14 protein-coding genes and 1 tRNA gene are annotated in these 15,274 nt (G+C 70.9%); 2 read left to right on the top strand and 13 right to left on the bottom strand.

Annotation, left to right across the window (positions count from 1 at the left end):
- Window positions 1-18: 18 nt before the first annotated feature.
- The 13 genes from ftsR to ABD912_RS09815 all read right to left on the bottom strand — a co-directional run bounded on the left by ftsR (window position 19) and on the right by ABD912_RS09815 (window position 12,788).
- Window positions 19-768 (bottom strand): transcriptional regulator FtsR, encoded by a 750-nt coding sequence (gene ftsR, locus ABD912_RS09875; protein ID WP_425548047.1) that lies wholly within the window; start codon window positions 766-768, stop codon window positions 19-21.
- Between the two features lie 11 nt (window positions 769-779).
- Window positions 780-1,253 (bottom strand): FHA domain-containing protein, encoded by a 474-nt coding sequence (locus ABD912_RS09870; RefSeq protein ID WP_345150444.1) that lies wholly within the window; start codon window positions 1,251-1,253, stop codon window positions 780-782.
- Window positions 1,254-1,352: 99 nt separating this feature from the next.
- Window positions 1,353-2,366 carry an NAD(P)H-dependent flavin oxidoreductase gene (locus ABD912_RS09865; RefSeq protein WP_345150442.1) on the bottom strand — a complete coding sequence of 338 codons (1,014 nt, stop codon included), beginning with the start codon at window positions 2,364-2,366 and terminating at the stop codon, window positions 1,353-1,355.
- 75 nt (window positions 2,367-2,441) lie between these two features.
- Window positions 2,442-3,593, bottom strand: a complete 1,152-nt coding sequence (locus ABD912_RS09860) for an acyl-CoA dehydrogenase family protein (RefSeq protein WP_345150439.1) — start codon at window positions 3,591-3,593, stop codon at window positions 2,442-2,444.
- A gap of 169 nt (window positions 3,594-3,762) precedes the next feature.
- Window positions 3,763-3,839 (bottom strand) — tRNA-Pro (locus ABD912_RS09855).
- An 86-nt stretch (window positions 3,840-3,925) separates the two neighbouring features.
- The gene (der, locus tag ABD912_RS09850; RefSeq protein ID WP_345150437.1) at window positions 3,926-5,464 is read right to left on the bottom strand and encodes a ribosome biogenesis GTPase Der; all 1,539 of its coding nucleotides are present in this window, start codon (window positions 5,462-5,464) and stop codon (window positions 3,926-3,928) included.
- Window positions 5,465-5,596: 132 nt separating this feature from the next.
- Entirely contained in the window at window positions 5,597-6,271 is a 675-nt protein-coding gene (gene cmk, locus ABD912_RS09845) for a (d)CMP kinase (RefSeq protein WP_425548046.1), read from the bottom strand.
- Window positions 6,268-7,371: a prephenate dehydrogenase gene (locus ABD912_RS09840; protein WP_345150435.1), complete on the bottom strand. Its 1,104-nt coding sequence runs from the start codon at window positions 7,369-7,371 to the stop codon at window positions 6,268-6,270. Before ABD912_RS09840 ends, cmk begins: the two co-directional genes overlap by 4 nt.
- A 3-nt stretch (window positions 7,372-7,374) precedes the next feature.
- On the bottom strand, window positions 7,375-8,547 hold the full coding sequence (locus ABD912_RS09835) for a pseudouridine synthase (protein ID WP_345150433.1): 1,173 nt from the start codon (window positions 8,545-8,547) through the stop codon (window positions 7,375-7,377).
- A gap of 139 nt (window positions 8,548-8,686) precedes the next feature.
- The gene (gene scpB, locus ABD912_RS09830) at window positions 8,687-9,388 is read right to left on the bottom strand and encodes an SMC-Scp complex subunit ScpB (RefSeq protein WP_425548045.1); all 702 of its coding nucleotides are present in this window, start codon (window positions 9,386-9,388) and stop codon (window positions 8,687-8,689) included.
- On the bottom strand, window positions 9,385-10,338 hold the full coding sequence (locus ABD912_RS09825; protein WP_425548044.1) for a segregation and condensation protein A: 954 nt from the start codon (window positions 10,336-10,338) through the stop codon (window positions 9,385-9,387). Before ABD912_RS09825 ends, scpB begins: the two co-directional genes overlap by 4 nt.
- Window positions 10,338-11,234 carry a ParA family protein gene (locus tag ABD912_RS09820; protein WP_345150755.1) on the bottom strand — a complete coding sequence of 299 codons (897 nt, stop codon included), beginning with the start codon at window positions 11,232-11,234 and terminating at the stop codon, window positions 10,338-10,340. The genes ABD912_RS09825 and ABD912_RS09820 overlap by 1 nt, the downstream gene beginning before the upstream one ends.
- Window positions 11,235-11,468: 234 nt before the next feature.
- Entirely contained in the window at window positions 11,469-12,788 is a 1,320-nt protein-coding gene (locus ABD912_RS09815; RefSeq protein ID WP_345150430.1) for a cation:dicarboxylate symporter family transporter, read from the bottom strand.
- A 108-nt stretch (window positions 12,789-12,896) separates the two neighbouring features.
- Between ABD912_RS09815 and ABD912_RS09810 the strand changes: the two genes are divergently transcribed.
- Entirely contained in the window at window positions 12,897-14,576 is a 1,680-nt protein-coding gene (locus tag ABD912_RS09810) for a sensor histidine kinase (protein ID WP_345150429.1), read from the top strand.
- Window positions 14,576-15,274, top strand: coding sequence for a response regulator (locus ABD912_RS09805; RefSeq protein ID WP_345150428.1), 699 nt, complete (start codon window positions 14,576-14,578; stop codon window positions 15,272-15,274). The genes ABD912_RS09810 and ABD912_RS09805 overlap by 1 nt, the downstream gene beginning before the upstream one ends.

Below are 15,274 nucleotides of genomic sequence, written 5' to 3'. Positions count from 1 at the left end.
TACGGCCCTCCTACGGACCTAATGGTCCAATCGTGAGAGTGCGCCCTGGACGAGCGCGCTGTGTAACGCCAGGCAGGCGTCGCTGATTTCGCGGGCGGCTTCGGCCGCCCGGGCGCGCGAGGACACGTCCTTGCGCGTGGCCAGCGGCGCCACCGCCCGTTCGACGAGGCCGAGTTCGCGGTCCGCCGCGGCACGGAAAGCCCGCAGGTGCCGCGGCTCGATCCCGTGCGCGGCCAGCTTGGCGCTGGCCGCCGCCACCCGGGCGGCCGCGTCGTCGAAGCGCTCCTCGCGTTCGGCGATCAGGCCGAATGCCAGCAGTTCGTCGATGAGGGCCGCCGAGGCACCGGTGGCACCCTGAAGTTCGGCCTTGGTCAGCGCGCGGGTGTGGCCGGCCAGTTCCTGGGCCAGTTCGTCCGTCACGCCGCGCGGGGCCAGCGTGAGTCCGCCGGGCAGCTGCTCGGGGCCCTCGCCACGATCCACCGCGTCGAGGTAGTCCTTGATGACCTTCAGCGGCAGGTACTGGTCCCGCTGCAGGGCCAGCACGAAGCGCAGCCGCTCGATGTCCCCGGCCGTGTACTTGCGGTAGCCGGCGGCCGTGCGCTGCGGGCTGATCAGGCCCTTTTCCTCGAGGAAGCGGATCTTTGACGCGGTGATCTGGGGAAAGTCCCCCGAAAGCTCGGACAGCACCTCCCCGATGTTCAGCGCCGACCGGCGGGAGGGCTCGCTCGCCGCCCCGGCCGTCCGGTGGGCGTTCGCGGAGGCAACCACGGCTGCTACCGTCAGCCCTGCTGCGGCGCGTCCGCCTGACGGACACCTGCATAGAAGGTGAGGCGGAACTTGCCGATCCGCACCTCGGAGCCGTTGCGCAGGCGCACGGAGTCGACCCGGTCCTGGTTCACGTAGGTGCCGTTGAGGCTGCCGGCGTCGACCACCTCGAACCCGCCCTCGACGCGGCGGAACTCGGCATGCTTGCGCGAGACCGTGACGTCGTCGAGGAAGATGTCGGCCTCCGGGTGGCGCCCGGCGGTGGTGACGTCCTGGTCGAGCAGGAAGCGCGCCCCGGCGTTGGGGCCGGCGTGGGCGATCAGGAGGGCGGAACCGACCGGGAGCGCGGCCACGGCGGCCAGCTCCTCGGGGGCCAGTGCCGTTTCGACGACCGGACCGCCAACCAACGGAGGCAGGCTGATGCTCGTTGTTTCCGCAGCAGACTCTTGCCGCTCGGACTCGAGGCCCGAGCCGTATTCCCCCGCCATTTGGTGTCCTCCCCTAGAAATCGGTATTCGACTTCACCGGACGGCATCCGGCTGCTGCGCCGCGGCACGTGCCGGAAGCGCCATTTCGTCCAGATTAGCCTACCTGTTGCCGGGCGTTTGCGTGGTGCCGCAGGTCATGCCGCGCCGGGTGAACAGGGAAAGCCGGGCGGAAAGGACCTCCTCGGCCTGCTCCACGGTGCGCCGGACGATCTCCCCGGCTGCCGGAATGTCCCGGATGAGGCCCTGCACCATGCCCACGGTCCAGATCCCGGCGTCCAGGTCGCCCTCCTCGAAGACCTTGCGGCCGCGCGCCCCGGCAACCAGCGGCTGGACCGCCGGGAAGTCGCCGCCGGCGTCGAGGATCCTGACCACCTCGTCGCTGACCGCGTTCTTGGCCACGCGCACGGTGTTGCGCAGCGGGCGCAGGATGAGGTTGGTGTCCAGTTCGCTGGCCTGGACGATGCGTTCCTTCACGGCCTGCGCCACCGGCGCCTCGGCCGAGCACAGGAAGCGCGAACCCATGTTGATTCCGTCCGCGCCCAGCACCAGGGCCGCCGCCAGGCCGCGCCCGTCGGCGAAGCCGCCGGAGGCGATGAACGGAATGCTCAGGGCATCGGCGGCCGCCGGGACCAGCACCAGGCCCGGGACGTCGTCCTCGCCGGGGTGGCCCGCGCATTCGAAGCCGTCGATGCTCACCGCGTCCACGCCCACGGCCTGGGCCTTGAGAGCGTGGCGGACGCTGGTGCACTTGTGGATGACCCGCACCCCGTGCTCCTTGAAGGCTGCCATGTGCGGTTCCGGGCTGGAGCCGGCGGTTTCGACGATGCCGACCCCGGAGTCGATGATCGCCCGCCGGTACTCGTCGTAGGGCGGCGGAGAGATCGAGGGCAGGATGGTCAGGTTCACCCCGAACGGCTTCTCGGTCAGCGCGCGGGTCCGCTCGATTTCGCGGACCAGGTCCGCGGGCGTGGGCTGGGTGAGCGCGGTGACCATGCCCAGTCCCCCGGCCTCGGAGACGGCCGCGGCCAGTTCCGCCCGGCCGACCCACATCATTCCGCCCTGGACGATCGGGTGCTCGATTCCGAACACGTCGGTGAAGCGTGTTGCCAGCATGCACTGCCTTCCTCGTTGCGGGTCCGGGCTTCGGGGTCCACGGGCCAGGGGCCGGCCCGGGTCCCGCCGAGGGATTCAGAGTCCCAGGCCCCGGCCGATGATTTCCTTCATGATCTCCGTGGTTCCGCCGTAGATCGTGGTGATCCGCGAATCCAGGTAGTCCTGCGCAATCTGGTATTCGAGCATGTAGCCGTAGCCGCCGTGCAGCTGCAGGCACCGGGTGACGGTCCGCACGTACTGCTCGGTGGTGTACCACTTGGCCGCTGCGGCCTCCGCGTTGTTCAGGCCGCGTGCGGTGTGCTGGCGGACGCACTCGTCGATGTAGGCGCGGCTGACCTGCACCTCGGTGGCGATCTCCGCCAGCGTGAAGCGCGTGTTCTGGAAGGAACCAACCGGCTTGCCGAAGGCCGTGCGCTCCTTGACGTAGGCCAGCGTGCGCTCCAGGACGCCTTCGGTGCCGGCCAGGGCGGCCACCGCGAGGGCCAGCCGCTCCTGGGGCAGGTGCCGCATGAGGCCGGCGAACCCCTCCCCCTCCTCGCCCAGCAGGTTCGCCGCCGGCACGCGCACGTCCCGGAAGAACAGTTCGCTGGTGTCTTGGGCGTGCAGGCCGATCTTGTCCAGGTTGCGTCCGCGTTCGAACCCCTCGCGGTCGGATTCGATGACCAGCAGGCTCAGCCCGTGGTGCGGGTCCTTCGAGGTGCGCACCACCGTGACCACCAGGTCCGCGTTCTGGCCGTTGGAGATGAACACCTTGGACCCGTTGACCACATAGTCGTCGCCGTCGCGCACCGCCGAGGTGCGGATCGCGGCCAGGTCGCTGCCGGCGCCGGGCTCGGTCATCGCGATGGCCGTGACCAGTTCACCGCTGGCCAGGCCCGGCAGCCAGCGTTCCTTCTGCTCCTCGGTGGTCAGGTCGGTGAAGTAGGGCAGGATGATGTCGTTTTCCAGCGTGAGCCCGAACAATCCGTTGCTGACCGGGTGCCGGGAGATCTCCTCATTCATGATGGCGTTGAAGCGGAAGTCCTCGGCCCCGCCGCCCCCGTACTCCTCCGGAATCGCGAAGCCCAGGATGCCCGCCTCGGCCGCCGCGGTGAACAGCGAGCGGTCCACCATGCCCTTGGCGTTCCAGCGCTCGGCGTGCGGCGCCACCTGGGTCCGGATGAAGTCCCCCACCAGTTCGCCGAAGGATTCGTGCTCGAACTCGTAGATGCTGCGTGCCAACGCCATCGGGGCACCGTCCCTTCATCGGGATTCCGCCGGCCCAGTCCCCTCGCCGGGCCCGGTTGCGGATCAGCCTAGGACCGCCCCCACCTTTCCACAAGGGAGATCGGAGCCGGCCGGAACGACGGGCGCACAAACCAAAAGGAGCCCCGGACCAATTGGTCCGGGGCTCCGGTGGTCGGGCTAGCGGGATTCGAACCCACGACCTCCTGACCCCCAGTCAGGCGCGCTACCAAGCTGCGCCATAGCCCGAAGATTTTCGCAGCCGTTCTCCCCGGGGTTTCCCCCACGGTTCCGTCTGCGAAAAGCTCCTTGGATACTCTACAACACTTTTCGGGCTACTTTGACCGCGACCGCTTTTCGCGGATGCGCATGCTCACTTCGATGGGGGTTCCCTCGAATCCGAACGTCTCGCGCAGGCGCCGGGTGATGAAGCGGCGGTAGCCCGGATCCAGGAATCCCGTGGTGAAGAGCACAAAGCGCGGCGGGCGCGTCGAGGCCTGCGTGCCGAAGAGGATGCGCGGCTGCTTGCCCCCGCGCACCGGGTGCGGGTGGGCGGCCACGAGCTCGCCGAGGAACGCGTTGAGCTTGCCGGTGGGGATGCGCTTGTCCCACGACTCCAGGGCCCGGTCCAGGGCCGGAACCAGCTTGTCCTTGTGCCAGCCGGTCTTGGCCGAGATGTTCACCCGCGGGGCCCACTCCACGTGGGCCAGGTCCTGGTCGATCTCGCGCTCCAGGTAGCGGCGCCGGTCCTCGTCCAGCAGGTCCCACTTGTTGAACGCGAGCACCAGCGCGCGCCCGGAGTCGATGGTCATCTGCAGGATGCGCACGTCCTGCTCGGAAAGGACCTCGTCGACGGCCAGCAGCACGACGGCGACCTCCGCCTTGTCCAGGGCGCTCTGCGTGCGCAGGGAGGCGTAGTAGTCGGCGCCCTGGGCCATGTGCTGGCGGCGGCGGATGCCGGCGGTGTCCACGAAGCGCCAGGTGCGCCCGCCGAGCTCGATCAGCTCGTCGACGGGGTCGCGGGTGGTTCCGGCCAAGTTGTCCACGACCACGCGCTCGGAGCCGGCCAGCTTGTTCAGCAGCGAGGACTTGCCCACGTTCGGGCGGCCGATCAGGGCCACGCGGCGGGGGCCGCCGCGCGGGACCAGGCCGCCGGCGGCGGAGAACTCCGGCAGCTTTTCCATGACGTCGTCGAGCAGGTCCGCGGTGCCGCGGCCGTGCAGCGCGGAAACCGGGTACGGCTGGCCGAAGCCCAGGCCCCACAGCGAGGCGGTGTCGGCCTCCTGAGCGAAGTCGTCGACCTTGTTGGCCACCAGGAAGACCGGCTTCTTCTTGCGGCGCAGCATCCGCACGACGGACTCGTCGGTGGCGGTGGCGCCCACGGCGGAGTCCACCACGAAGACGATCGCGTCCGCGGCGTCCGCGGCGATCTCGGCCTGCTCGGCGACGCGGGCATGGATGCCCTTGGCGTCGTGCTCCCATCCGCCGGTGTCGACGATGGTGAACTCGCGGCCCATCCACTCGGCGGTGTAGGACACGCGGTCGCGGGTGACGCCGGGGACGTCCTCGACGACGGCCTCGCGGCGCCCGATGATGCGGTTCACCAGCGTGGACTTGCCCACGTTCGGGCGGCCGATGATGGCCAGCACGGGAGGAACGCGGTCGTCCTCCTCCTCGAGCTCGTCCTCGTCGCGGTAGGCGAGCAGACGGGCATCGTCCTCGTCGAGGTCGTAGTCCTCGAGTCCGGCCAGCAGCGAGGCGGCGCGCTGTTCGGCCTCCTCGTCGGTGATCGTTTCAAGCCTTTCGGCGATGTGGTCCTCGCCCTGGGGGACGTATTCGTCGCCCTCTCCTGCGTAGGCGGCGCTATCGCTCATGGTCAGGGGTTCCTTTGTTCGCCGCTCCCGCACGGCGCGGAAGCACTTTCAATTGAAGCACGGGGCCCTCGGCCCCCTGCATGACGTCGACCCGTCCGCCGGCCCCGGGCAGTGCCGGGGCCGGTGGGGGTGTCAGGCGTGGACGGCCTGGGCCGCGACGGCGGCCAGCACGGCCTGGACGGTCTGCTCGAAGTCCAGATCCGAGGAGTCGACCGTGGCAACCCCGTCGGAGGCCTCGTGGAAGCTGGTCACGGTGGCGTCCTTCGCGTCGCGGGCGACGACCTGGCGCTGCAGGTCCTCCGCCGACTGCGTACCGCCGAGCTGCAGGCCGCGGCGGCGCAGCCGGGCCTCCTCGCTGGCGGTGAGCAGGATGCGCGCGTCGGCGTCGGGGGCGACGACGGTGGTGATGTCGCGGCCCTCGGCGACGATGCGGCCGGACGCCTCGATGATCTCGCGCTGGCGGCGCGCCAGTTCGGCGCGCGCCTCCAGGTTGGTGGCCACGGCGGAGACGGCCTCGGAGACGAACGGCTCGCGGATCTCCGCGGTCACGTCGGTGCCGTGGATGCGCACCTCCTCGTGGTCCGGGTCGGTGCTGATGAACAGGTCGGCCACGCGCACCGCGGCCGCGACGGCGCCGGCATCGTGCAGGTCGGTCCCGGCGTCCAGGCAGTGCCACGTCACGGCGCGGTACATCGCCCCGGTGTCGAGGTAACGGGCGCCGAGCCGGCGCGCGGCCTCCTTGGAGACGGAGGACTTGCCGCTGCCCGAGGGGCCGTCGACTGCGACGACGAGCTTTTCCAAAGTCACTGAACTACCTTCCAGCCGATGTTGGTCAGGGAATCGATGAGCTCCTGGCGCCGCCCGGGCACCACGGAGACCTCGACCATGCCGACCTGGTGGCCGGCGGAGTGTTCCATGCGCAGGTCCTCGACGTTGACGCCGGCAGTGCCGACGTCCGCGAGCAGCCGCGCGATCTGGCCCGGCTTGTCGTCGACCAGCACGGTGACGACGCCGAACGCCTGCGGCGGGGCGCCGTGCTTGCCCGGGATGCGGGCCTGCCCGGCGTTGCCTTCGCCCATCAGTTCGGCCAGGTCCAGCAGGGCCCCGGGGGCGGAGGGGTCCTCCAGGGTGCCGATGAGCCGGTCGAGGTCCTCACGCATCCCGTGCAGGATGCCGACCAGCTGGGGGGCGTTGTGGCTGAGGATCTGGATCCACAGCTTCGGGTCCGAGGCCGCGATGCGCGTGGTGTCCCGCAGCCCGTTGCCGGCCAGCGCGAGCGCGTGGGACGGCGCGTTGAGCAGGCGCGAGGCGATCAGCGAGGAGGCCACCTGCGGGAAGTGGGAGACCAGCGCAACGGAGGTGTCGTGTTCCAGAGCGTCCATCCGGCTGATGGTCGCCCCCAGGTCGATGCCCAGGGCGGCGGCGGTGCGCACGCTCTGCTCGTCCGCGTCCGGGTGGGCGCAGACGACCCACGGCATGGCGGTGAACAGCTCGCCGCGGGCGGCGGCGGGTCCGGACTTCTCCCGGCCCGCCATCGGGTGCGTGCCGACGTAGCGGCGCAGCTGGTCCGGCCCCAGGTCCGGGTCCGCGCGCAGCGCGGCCAGGATCGAGGACTTCACGCTGGCGATGTCGACGACGGTTGCCCCCGGGTGCTCGCGCAGGGCGCGGGAGACGACGGCGGCGGTCACGTCCGGCGGGGCGGCCACGACCACCAGCTGGGGGGAAAGCTTCTCCCCCGGGGCCACGATGGTGCCGGCGCCGATGTCCTGGGCGACGCCCTGGGCGGTCGGCGACGGGTCGGACAGCCGCACCTCCAGCCCGCGCTGGCGAAGGCCCAGGCCGATGCTGGCGCCCAGCAGCCCGGTGCCGATGACCAGCACCGGGCCGGCCAGGTGTGTTGCGGCCATCGGCTACATCCCCACCGAGGCGAGCAGGTGGCCGACCTCCTGGTGCCCGAGAGGACGCAGCGTGCCCTGCTTCTGGTCGCCGAGGCTGATCGGACCGAACTTGACCCGGACCAGGCGCAGGACGGGGTGGCCGACGGCATCGAACAGGCGGCGGACGATGCGGTTGCGCCCGGAGTGCAGGACGACCTCCACGAGCACGTGCCCGGGGGTGGAGTCGACGAGCTTGAACGAGTCGACGTTGGCCCAGCCGTCCTCCAGCCGGATGCCCTTCTTCAGCTCCGCGCCGATGCCGTGCGCCATCGGCCCGCGGACCTGGACCAGGTAGGTCTTGGGCACCTCGTAGGAGGGGTGGGTCAGGCGGTTGGCCAGTTCGCCGTCGTTGGTCAGCAGCAGCAGGCCCTCGGTGGCGTAGTCCAGGCGGCCGACGTGGAAGAGCCGTTCCGCCCCGTACTTCTTCTTCAGGAAGTCGGAGATGCACTTGCGTCCCTCCGGGTCCTCCATGGTGGACACGACGTTGCGCGGCTTGTTGAAGACGAAGTACTTCAGGGTCTCGTTGAGCTGGACGCGCATGCCGTCGACGTGGAGGACGTCCACCGCCGGGTCGATGCGCACCCCGAGTTCGGTGACGATCTGCCCGTTGACCTCCACGCGGCCCTCGGCGATCATCTCCTCGCAGACGCGGCGGGACGCGACGCCGGCGTTGGCCAGGACCTTCTGCAGGCGCACGCCGTCCTGCTCGGACGGGTTCTCCTCGGACGCCTGGCGGGCCGCACGGACCGCCTTGGGGCCATTCACGCGCACCGGGCCGAGGTTGCGGCCGAACCGCTCTCCGCCGAAGGCGGCGGGGCCACGGTTGGGGGCCTTCTTGGCGCCCCCCTTGGGACCGCCCTTCTTGGCGCCCGGCTTGCCGGTGCCGGCCTTGCCGGCGGCAGGCTTGCCGTAGCCCGGCTTGCCCTCGGAGGCTCCGTAGCCCTTTCCGGCGGGCTTGCCCGTGCCCTTGCCGGCGCCCTGGCCGCGGCCGGTGCCCTGCCCGCGCTGGCCGTCGCCGGACTGGTTGCTGCCTGACTGGCTGCGCCCGGATTGGCCCCCGCCGGCGTTTCCTCGGCCGGCGCCCTGGCCGTGCGCTCCGCGGCGCTGGTCGCCGCGGCCGGAGCCGGAACGGGATCCCTGAGTCATGTGACGTCCTTCTATGGTTACTGCTGCGCTGTTGATGGCCACCTGGCGGTGGCTTGGCCGCGCGCCGGTGGGTGGGTCTGGGTGGTCGGGTGCGCCCATGCGGAACCGATCGTTCACGCGGTGGGGAGCATCAAACTCTCTAGTATAGGGGCGATTCGATGCCGCCATGCACGGCGGACGCCTCTTCCGGGCGCTCCGCCGCCTCGGCCTCGAAGCGGTGCAGTTCCTCCAGCCCGGGCAGCAGGGGCGAGATCATCGGCAGCTCGGCCACGCTGCCGATGCCCAACCGCTCCAGGAAGTACGAGCTGGTCCGGTACAGGATCGCCCCGGTTTCCGGCTCGGTTCCGGCCTCTTCCAGCAGGCCACGCTGGGTCAGCGTGCGCACCACGGAGTCGACGTTGACGCCGCGGATGGCCGCGATCCGCGCCCGCGAAACCGGCTGGCGGTAGGCGACCACCGCCAGCGTCTCCAGGGCCGCCTGGGTGAGGCGGGCCGTCTGCCCGTCGCGCACGAAGCGGGCCACGATGGGAGCAAAGTCACGCCGGGAGAACACGCGCCATCCCCCGGCAACCTCCCGCAACTCGAATCCGCGGGGTGCGCCGGAGCCGGCGCCGTCGTACTCGTCGCGCAGGCCGCGCAGCAGGTCCTCAACCTGCGCCGTCGGCAGCTCCAGCACCGCCGCCAGCCGCGCCGCGGGCACCGGCTCGTCCACCACCATCAGGACCGCCTCCAGGGCGGCCGCGGCACCGCCGGGGAGGCCAGTACCGGCGGGGAGAACGGCACCGGCGGGAAGGTCGGCGATCCCCGTGGCATCCGCGGGCGCTTGCGTCTGGGTGTTCACTGGTCCTCCTCGGGTACCCGGGCCCTGGATTCCTGGTCCGTGTGTTCCTGGTCCGTGTTTTCCTGGTCATCGGCCTCGTGGCCGGCGTCGTACTCCTCATGCACGGCGTCCGGGGTCCAGCCGTCCTCCCCCGCCGTCCAGTGCACCATCAGCTCGCCCAGCGGGGCCGCCTGGTCGAAGGCGACGGCACGGTCGCGGAACATCTCCAGCAGGGCCAGGAAGCGGGCCACGACAACCATCGGCGAGCCGGCGTCGGCGCACAGCACGCGGAAGCTGTGCGCTCCCCCGCCGCGCAGCAGCCCGGCCAGGATCGCGGCCTGCTCGCGCACGCTCACCGGGGGCGCGTGCAGGTGGGCCAGCCCCACTTCGGTGGGGGCGGCGGGCTTGGGGGCCAGCACCCGTGCGGCCAGGGCGGCGAACTCCTCGACTCCGGTGGACCAGACGAGCTCCGGCAGCAGGGCGGCGAAGCCGGGCTCCAGCGGCACCAGGCGCGGGAAGCGCTGGGACTCGTCGGCGAAGCGGGCGGCCAGGGACCCGGCCGCCTCCTTGAACGCCTTGTACTGCAGCAGGCGGGCAAAGAGCAGGTCGCGGGCCTCCAGCAGGGCCACGTCCGATTCGTCCTCCACCTCGCCTGCCGGCAGCAGGCGGGCCGCCTTGAGGTCCAGCAGAGTGGAGGCGACCACCAGGAATCCGGTGGCCTCATCGAGGGCGCGGTCGCCCTCGCGCTCGCGCAGCGTGCGGATGTAGGCGATGAACTCGTCGGTGACAGTCGCCAGGGACACCTCGGTGATGTCCAGCCGGTGCTTGGCAATCAGGCCCAGCAGCAGGTCGAAGGGGCCGGAGAAGTTCTCCAGCCGCACCTCGAAGCCGGCCGGCCCTGCCTTCTGGGGCCCTGCCTCCGGGGACCCAGCCTCCGGTGGCCGGGCGGCCGGCCCGGCCGCGCCGCTCACTACGGGGCGCCGCCGCGGCTGATCAGTTCGCGGGCCAGGTTGCGGTAGGCCTCGGCCCCAGGATGGTTGGCGGCGTAGGTGGTGATCGGTTCGGCGGCGACGGTGGCGTCGGCGAACTTGATGGTGCGCTTGATGACGGTTTCGAAGACCTTGTCCCCGAACGCTTCCAGCAGCCGGCCCAGCACCTCGCGGCTGTGCAGCGTGCGGGCGTCGTACATGGTGGCCAGCACGCCGTCGACTTCCAGCCGCGGGTTGATCCGGTCCTGGACCTTCTCGATGGTTTCCACCAGCAGCGCCACCGCGCGCAACGCGAAGAACTCGGCGATCAGCGGGATGATCACCCCGTGCGCCGCGGTGAGCGCGTTGACGGTCAGCAAGCCCAGCGAGGGCTGGCAGTCGATGAGGATGACGTCGTAGTCGTCGGAGACCTTGCGCAGGGCGCGATCGAGCACCTGCTCGCGGGCGACCTCGTTGACCAGCTGCACCTCGGCGGCGGAGAGGTCGATGTTCGCCGGCAGCAGGTCGATGTTCTCGATGCCGGTGGCCTGGATCGCGTCGCGGATGTCCACCTTGCGGTCCATCAGCACGTTGTAGACGGTCAGGTCCAGCTCGTGCGGGTTGGTGCCGAAGCCGGCGCTGAGCGCACCCTGGGGATCGAAGTCCACCAGCAGGACCTTGCGGCCGTACTCGGCGAGCGCGGCGGCCAAGTTGATGGTGGAGGTCGTCTTGCCGACCCCGCCCTTCTGGTTGACCATTGCGATCACGCGGGCCGGGCCGTGGGAGGCCAGCGGTGCGGGTACGGGGAAGTCCGTCAGCGGACGGCCGGTCGGTCCCACAGCGGGCGGTTCCTTCAGCAGGCCCGCCGTGCGTCCGGTTGATGCCTGTTCATCGCTCACGGTGTGAACCACGCTTCCGCTCCTTGCTAGCGACATGTGTTTAGCCTCTAGGCTAGCGTGCACCGGGGGCCCCCTTGTGCACGGCGGCGTGTCGGCGAGCCTTTACCTTGAGGTTGAGGTAGAGGGATGGGCTGTGCCCGATAGCCACGAGGCAAGCGGCAGGCCCCCGGCGAAAGTGCCGGAGGCCTGCCGACGCGAGGCAGTCGGGAGTGGACCGGTGCGGTCCGGGCCCGTTTAGTGAGTGTCCGCGGTCAGCGTCTCCTCGTCGAAGGGGCGCAGGCCGGAGAGCACGGCGCGGGACTGCTCCAGGTCGATTTCCTTGGTCCACTTGCCGATCAGCAGGGTGGCGACGGCGTTGCCGGTGAAGTTGGTCAGCGCGCGGGCCTCGGACATGAACTTGTCGATGCCCACGATCACGCCCATGCCGTCGAGCAGCACGGGGCGGTGCGCCGCCAGCCCCGCCGCCAGGGTGGCCAGGCCGGCGCCGGTGACGCCGGCGGCGCCCTTCGAAGCGACGATCATAAAGACCAGCAGGCCGATCTGCTCGCCCAGGTTCATCGGGATGCCCATCGCCGTGGAGACGAAGAGGGCGGACATGGTCAGGTAGATCGCGGTGCCGTCCAGGTTGAAGGAGTAGCCGGTGGGCACCGTGATGCCCACGACCGGCTTGGACACGCCGGCGTGCTCCATCTTGGCGATCAGGCGCGGCAGCGCGGACTCGGAGGAGGAGGTGGAGAAGATGAGCAGGTACTCACGGCCCAGGTACTTCAGCAGCCGGAAGATGCTCAGGCCGGTGACCACCCGCAGGAGGCTGCCCAGCACCACCACGATGAACAGCGCGCAGGTGATGTAGAAGGCGGACATCAGGATCGCCATGGAACCGATCGCGGCCCACCCGGTGGCGCCGACGACGGCGGCGATGGCACCGAAGGCGCCCAGCGGGGCGACCCACATGATCATCATCATGATGCGGAAGACCACGGCCTGGATGTTGCGGATCGCGCCCAGCACCGGCTCGCCGGACTTGCCCATGGACTGCAGGGCGAAGCCCACCAGCAGCGCCAGGACCAGCGTCGGCAGCACCGGGATGTCGCCCGGGATCAGCTCCAGCAGGAACTTGACGGTGGGGTTCTCCTCCGCGCCGCCGGCGGCCTCGTACGGCTTCAGCTGCAGGCCGGAACCCGGGTGGATGATGTTGCCCACGAACAGGCCGATGGCCAGCGCGAAGGTGGACATGGTGATGAAGTACAGCAGGGCCAGCCCGCCGACCTTGCCCACCGTGGCGGCCTTGGCGATGGAACCGACGCCGAGGGCGATGGTGCAGAAGATGATCGGGGCGATGACCATCTTGATCAGGGAGACGAACCCGGTGCCGAGCGGCTTCAGGGCCTTGCCCAGCTCGGGGAAGAGCAGACCCACAAGGGCGCCCAGGACCACGGCACCGATGACCAGGATGTAGAGCCAGTGGGTCCGGTCGGCCTTCTTCTTCGGGGTCTCGCTGGGGGCCTCCGGAAGACGAGGGGCCTCTTCGAGCAGGGTTGGCGTCTGTGCCATGGGAGCTCCTTGTGGGGCGGGGTGAACTGCATCCATCGTCGGCCCGAAAGTGACACGGCTCACGTTTGCGTTCATATTGTTCACGCGCGGCATGGTTTTCTTTAAGGCGTGGACAGGATCGGAACGGCGCACAGGCCCAGGGCGGCCCGGGGCTTCGGCCCCAACAGCCTTGCCGCCCAGCTGTTCCTCTGGCAGTTGGTGCTGGTCACCGCCGTGACCGCTGCCGTGAGCGTGGCCAGTTACCGCAACGCCGAGCAGCAGATACGCTCCGACGTCGAGGTCCGGGTCACCGGCATGGCGGCCACCCTGGCCAACGACCCGTTCGTGATCGATGCGGTCTCCCGGAAGGATCCCTCGGCGCTGCTGCAGCCCTTCGCGGAGGAGATCGTGCCCGAGGCCGGGGTCGACTTCGTCACCTTCATGGACATCGACCGCACCCGCTACACCCACCCGGATCCCGCCCAGATCGGCAGGCCCTACATCGGCTCCGTTGACGAGGCGCTGGCCGGCCGGACCCACGTGGAGGAGTACACCGGCGCCTTGGGTCCGTCGGTACGGGCCATCGCGCCGATCCGGGACGGCGACGGACCTGTGGAGGCGCTGGTCGCCGTCGGACTGACGCTGAAATCGGTGAACATCGCGCAGGCGGCCGCGCTGCCGGCGATCGCCGGGGTCGCCGTCGCGGCGGTGGCCCTGGGCGGGGTCGCGGCCTGGGTGCTCAGCGGCTACCTGCGCCGTGCCACGGCCGGCTACGGCCCGGCCGAACTGAGCCGCCTGTTCACCTACTACGATTCGGCCCTGCATTCGCTGCGCGAAGGCCTGGTGCTGCTCGACGACAACCGCCGGCTGGTCCTCTACAACGACCATGCCGCGGCGCTGCTGGGGCTGGAACCGGGCGGGCCCTCCGCCCCGCTGCCGGTCGCCGAACTCGGACTGCCCGGCCCGCTGGCCGAGCTGCTCGCGGAGGGCCGCGAGGCCCTCGACGAGGTGCACCTGGCCGGCAACCGGCTGCTGGTGGTCAGCCAGCGCGCCACCGCCCCGATCCGCGGCGGAACTCCGCGCGGATCGGTGGTGACGCTGCGCGACCACACCGAGCTGCGCAGCCTCTCCGACCGGCTGCACGGGCTGCGCACATTGGTGCAGGCGCTGCGGGCGCAGACGCACGAACACGCCAACCGCATGCACGCGATCGCCTCGCTGCTGGAGCTGGGCCGCACCGACGATGCGCTCGACTTCGCCACGCGCGACCTGACCGAGTCCCAGCGGATGACGGACCGCTTCGTCCAGGCCGTCGACGAGCCGTTCCTCACCGCCCTGCTGGTGGGCAAGGCCGCGCAGGCGAACGAGCGCGGCGTCGAACTGGTCCTCAGCGGCGCCGGGACGCTGCCGCCGGGGGCCGTCCAGGCCCGGGACCTGGTCACCGTCGTCGGCAACCTGGTGGACAACGCCATCGACGCGGCTTCCGGATCCAACCCCGCCCAGGTGTGGGTGGACCTGGTGGTGGACGAGGCGGAGGCGGTGCTGACGGTCGCCGATTCGGGCCCCGGCCTGCCCACGCTGGACCTGGACGAACTCATGCGGCTGGGCTCCACCACCAAGCCCGCCGACGAGGCCGGCGGCCGCGGCTACGGCCTGGCCCTGGTGCGCCGCACGCTGGCCGCCGCGGGCGGGACCCTGACCGCGGAGAACGACGGCGGCGCGGTCTTCACCGTGATCCTGCCCCTGCACCGGCAGGCGCCGGGCGCCTCCGTACCGTTGCCGGGCGGGGACGGGGGGACGGCTCTGTGATGGCCCAGGGAATCCGCGTCCTGGTGGTGGACGACGAGCAGATCGCCGCCGAGGCGCACTCGGACTACGTGCGCCGCCTCGACGGCTTCACGCTGGCCGGAGCCGCCCGCAGCACCCGGGCGGCCCTGGAGGCGCTCCAGGCGGCGCAGGCCGCCGGCGAGCCGGTGCAACTGGTCCTGCTGGACATGAACCTCACCGACGGGCACGGGCTGGACCTGCTGCGGCGCATCCGCGGGCTGGGGCTGATGCCGGACATCATCGCGATCACCGCGGTGCGCGAACTGAACATCGTCCGCTCCGCCATCTCCCTGGGAGTGACCCAGTACCTGGTCAAGCCGTTCACCTTCGCCGCGTTCCGCGACAAGCTGGAGGGCTACCGGGCGTACCGGGAGGCCCTCGGCGGCGGGGACGCGGCCACCAGCCAGGAAGCGATCGACGCGGCGCTGGCCACCCTGCGCCCCTCCGGGCCGCTGCCGCTGCCCAAGGGGCTGCTGCCGGAGACGCTGCGCGACGTCGCCACGTTCCTGCGCGCGGCGCCGTCGCCGGCGAGCGCCACGGAGGTCGCCGAGGCCCTGCAGATGAGCCGGGTCACCGCGCGCCGCTACCTGGAGCACCTGGCCGCCCAGGGCCAGGCCCGGAAGGATCCGCGCCACGGCACGCGGGGGCGCCCCGAGCTCGAGTACCGCTGGGTGGGCTAG

Source organism: Arthrobacter ginkgonis (genome assembly GCF_039540195.1).
GTDB lineage: Bacteria > Actinomycetota > Actinomycetes > Actinomycetales > Micrococcaceae > Zafaria > Zafaria ginkgonis.
Note: the sequence above shows the minus strand (reverse complement) of the source record. Positions and strands in the feature narration are given on the sequence as shown.

What these genes read in the sequence shown, in the direction of transcription:
- der (WP_345150437.1), bottom strand. Translation starts at nt 5,464, where the DNA reads ATGAGCGATAGCGCCGCCTACGCAGGAGAGGGCGACGAATACGTCCCC.
- ABD912_RS09805 (WP_345150428.1), top strand. Translation starts at nt 14,576, where the DNA reads ATGGCCCAGGGAATCCGCGTCCTGGTGGTGGACGACGAGCAGATCGCC.
- ABD912_RS09870 (WP_345150444.1), bottom strand. Translation starts at nt 1,253, where the DNA reads ATGGCGGGGGAATACGGCTCGGGCCTCGAGTCCGAGCGGCAAGAGTCT.
- ABD912_RS09835 (WP_345150433.1), bottom strand. Translation starts at nt 8,547, where the DNA reads ATGACTCAGGGATCCCGTTCCGGCTCCGGCCGCGGCGACCAGCGCCGC.
- ABD912_RS09865 (WP_345150442.1), bottom strand. Translation starts at nt 2,366, where the DNA reads ATGCTGGCAACACGCTTCACCGACGTGTTCGGAATCGAGCACCCGATC.
- ABD912_RS09860 (WP_345150439.1), bottom strand. Translation starts at nt 3,593, where the DNA reads ATGGCGTTGGCACGCAGCATCTACGAGTTCGAGCACGAATCCTTCGGC.
- ABD912_RS09840 (WP_345150435.1), bottom strand. Translation starts at nt 7,371, where the DNA reads ATGGCCGCAACACACCTGGCCGGCCCGGTGCTGGTCATCGGCACCGGG.
- ABD912_RS09815 (WP_345150430.1), bottom strand. Translation starts at nt 12,788, where the DNA reads ATGGCACAGACGCCAACCCTGCTCGAAGAGGCCCCTCGTCTTCCGGAG.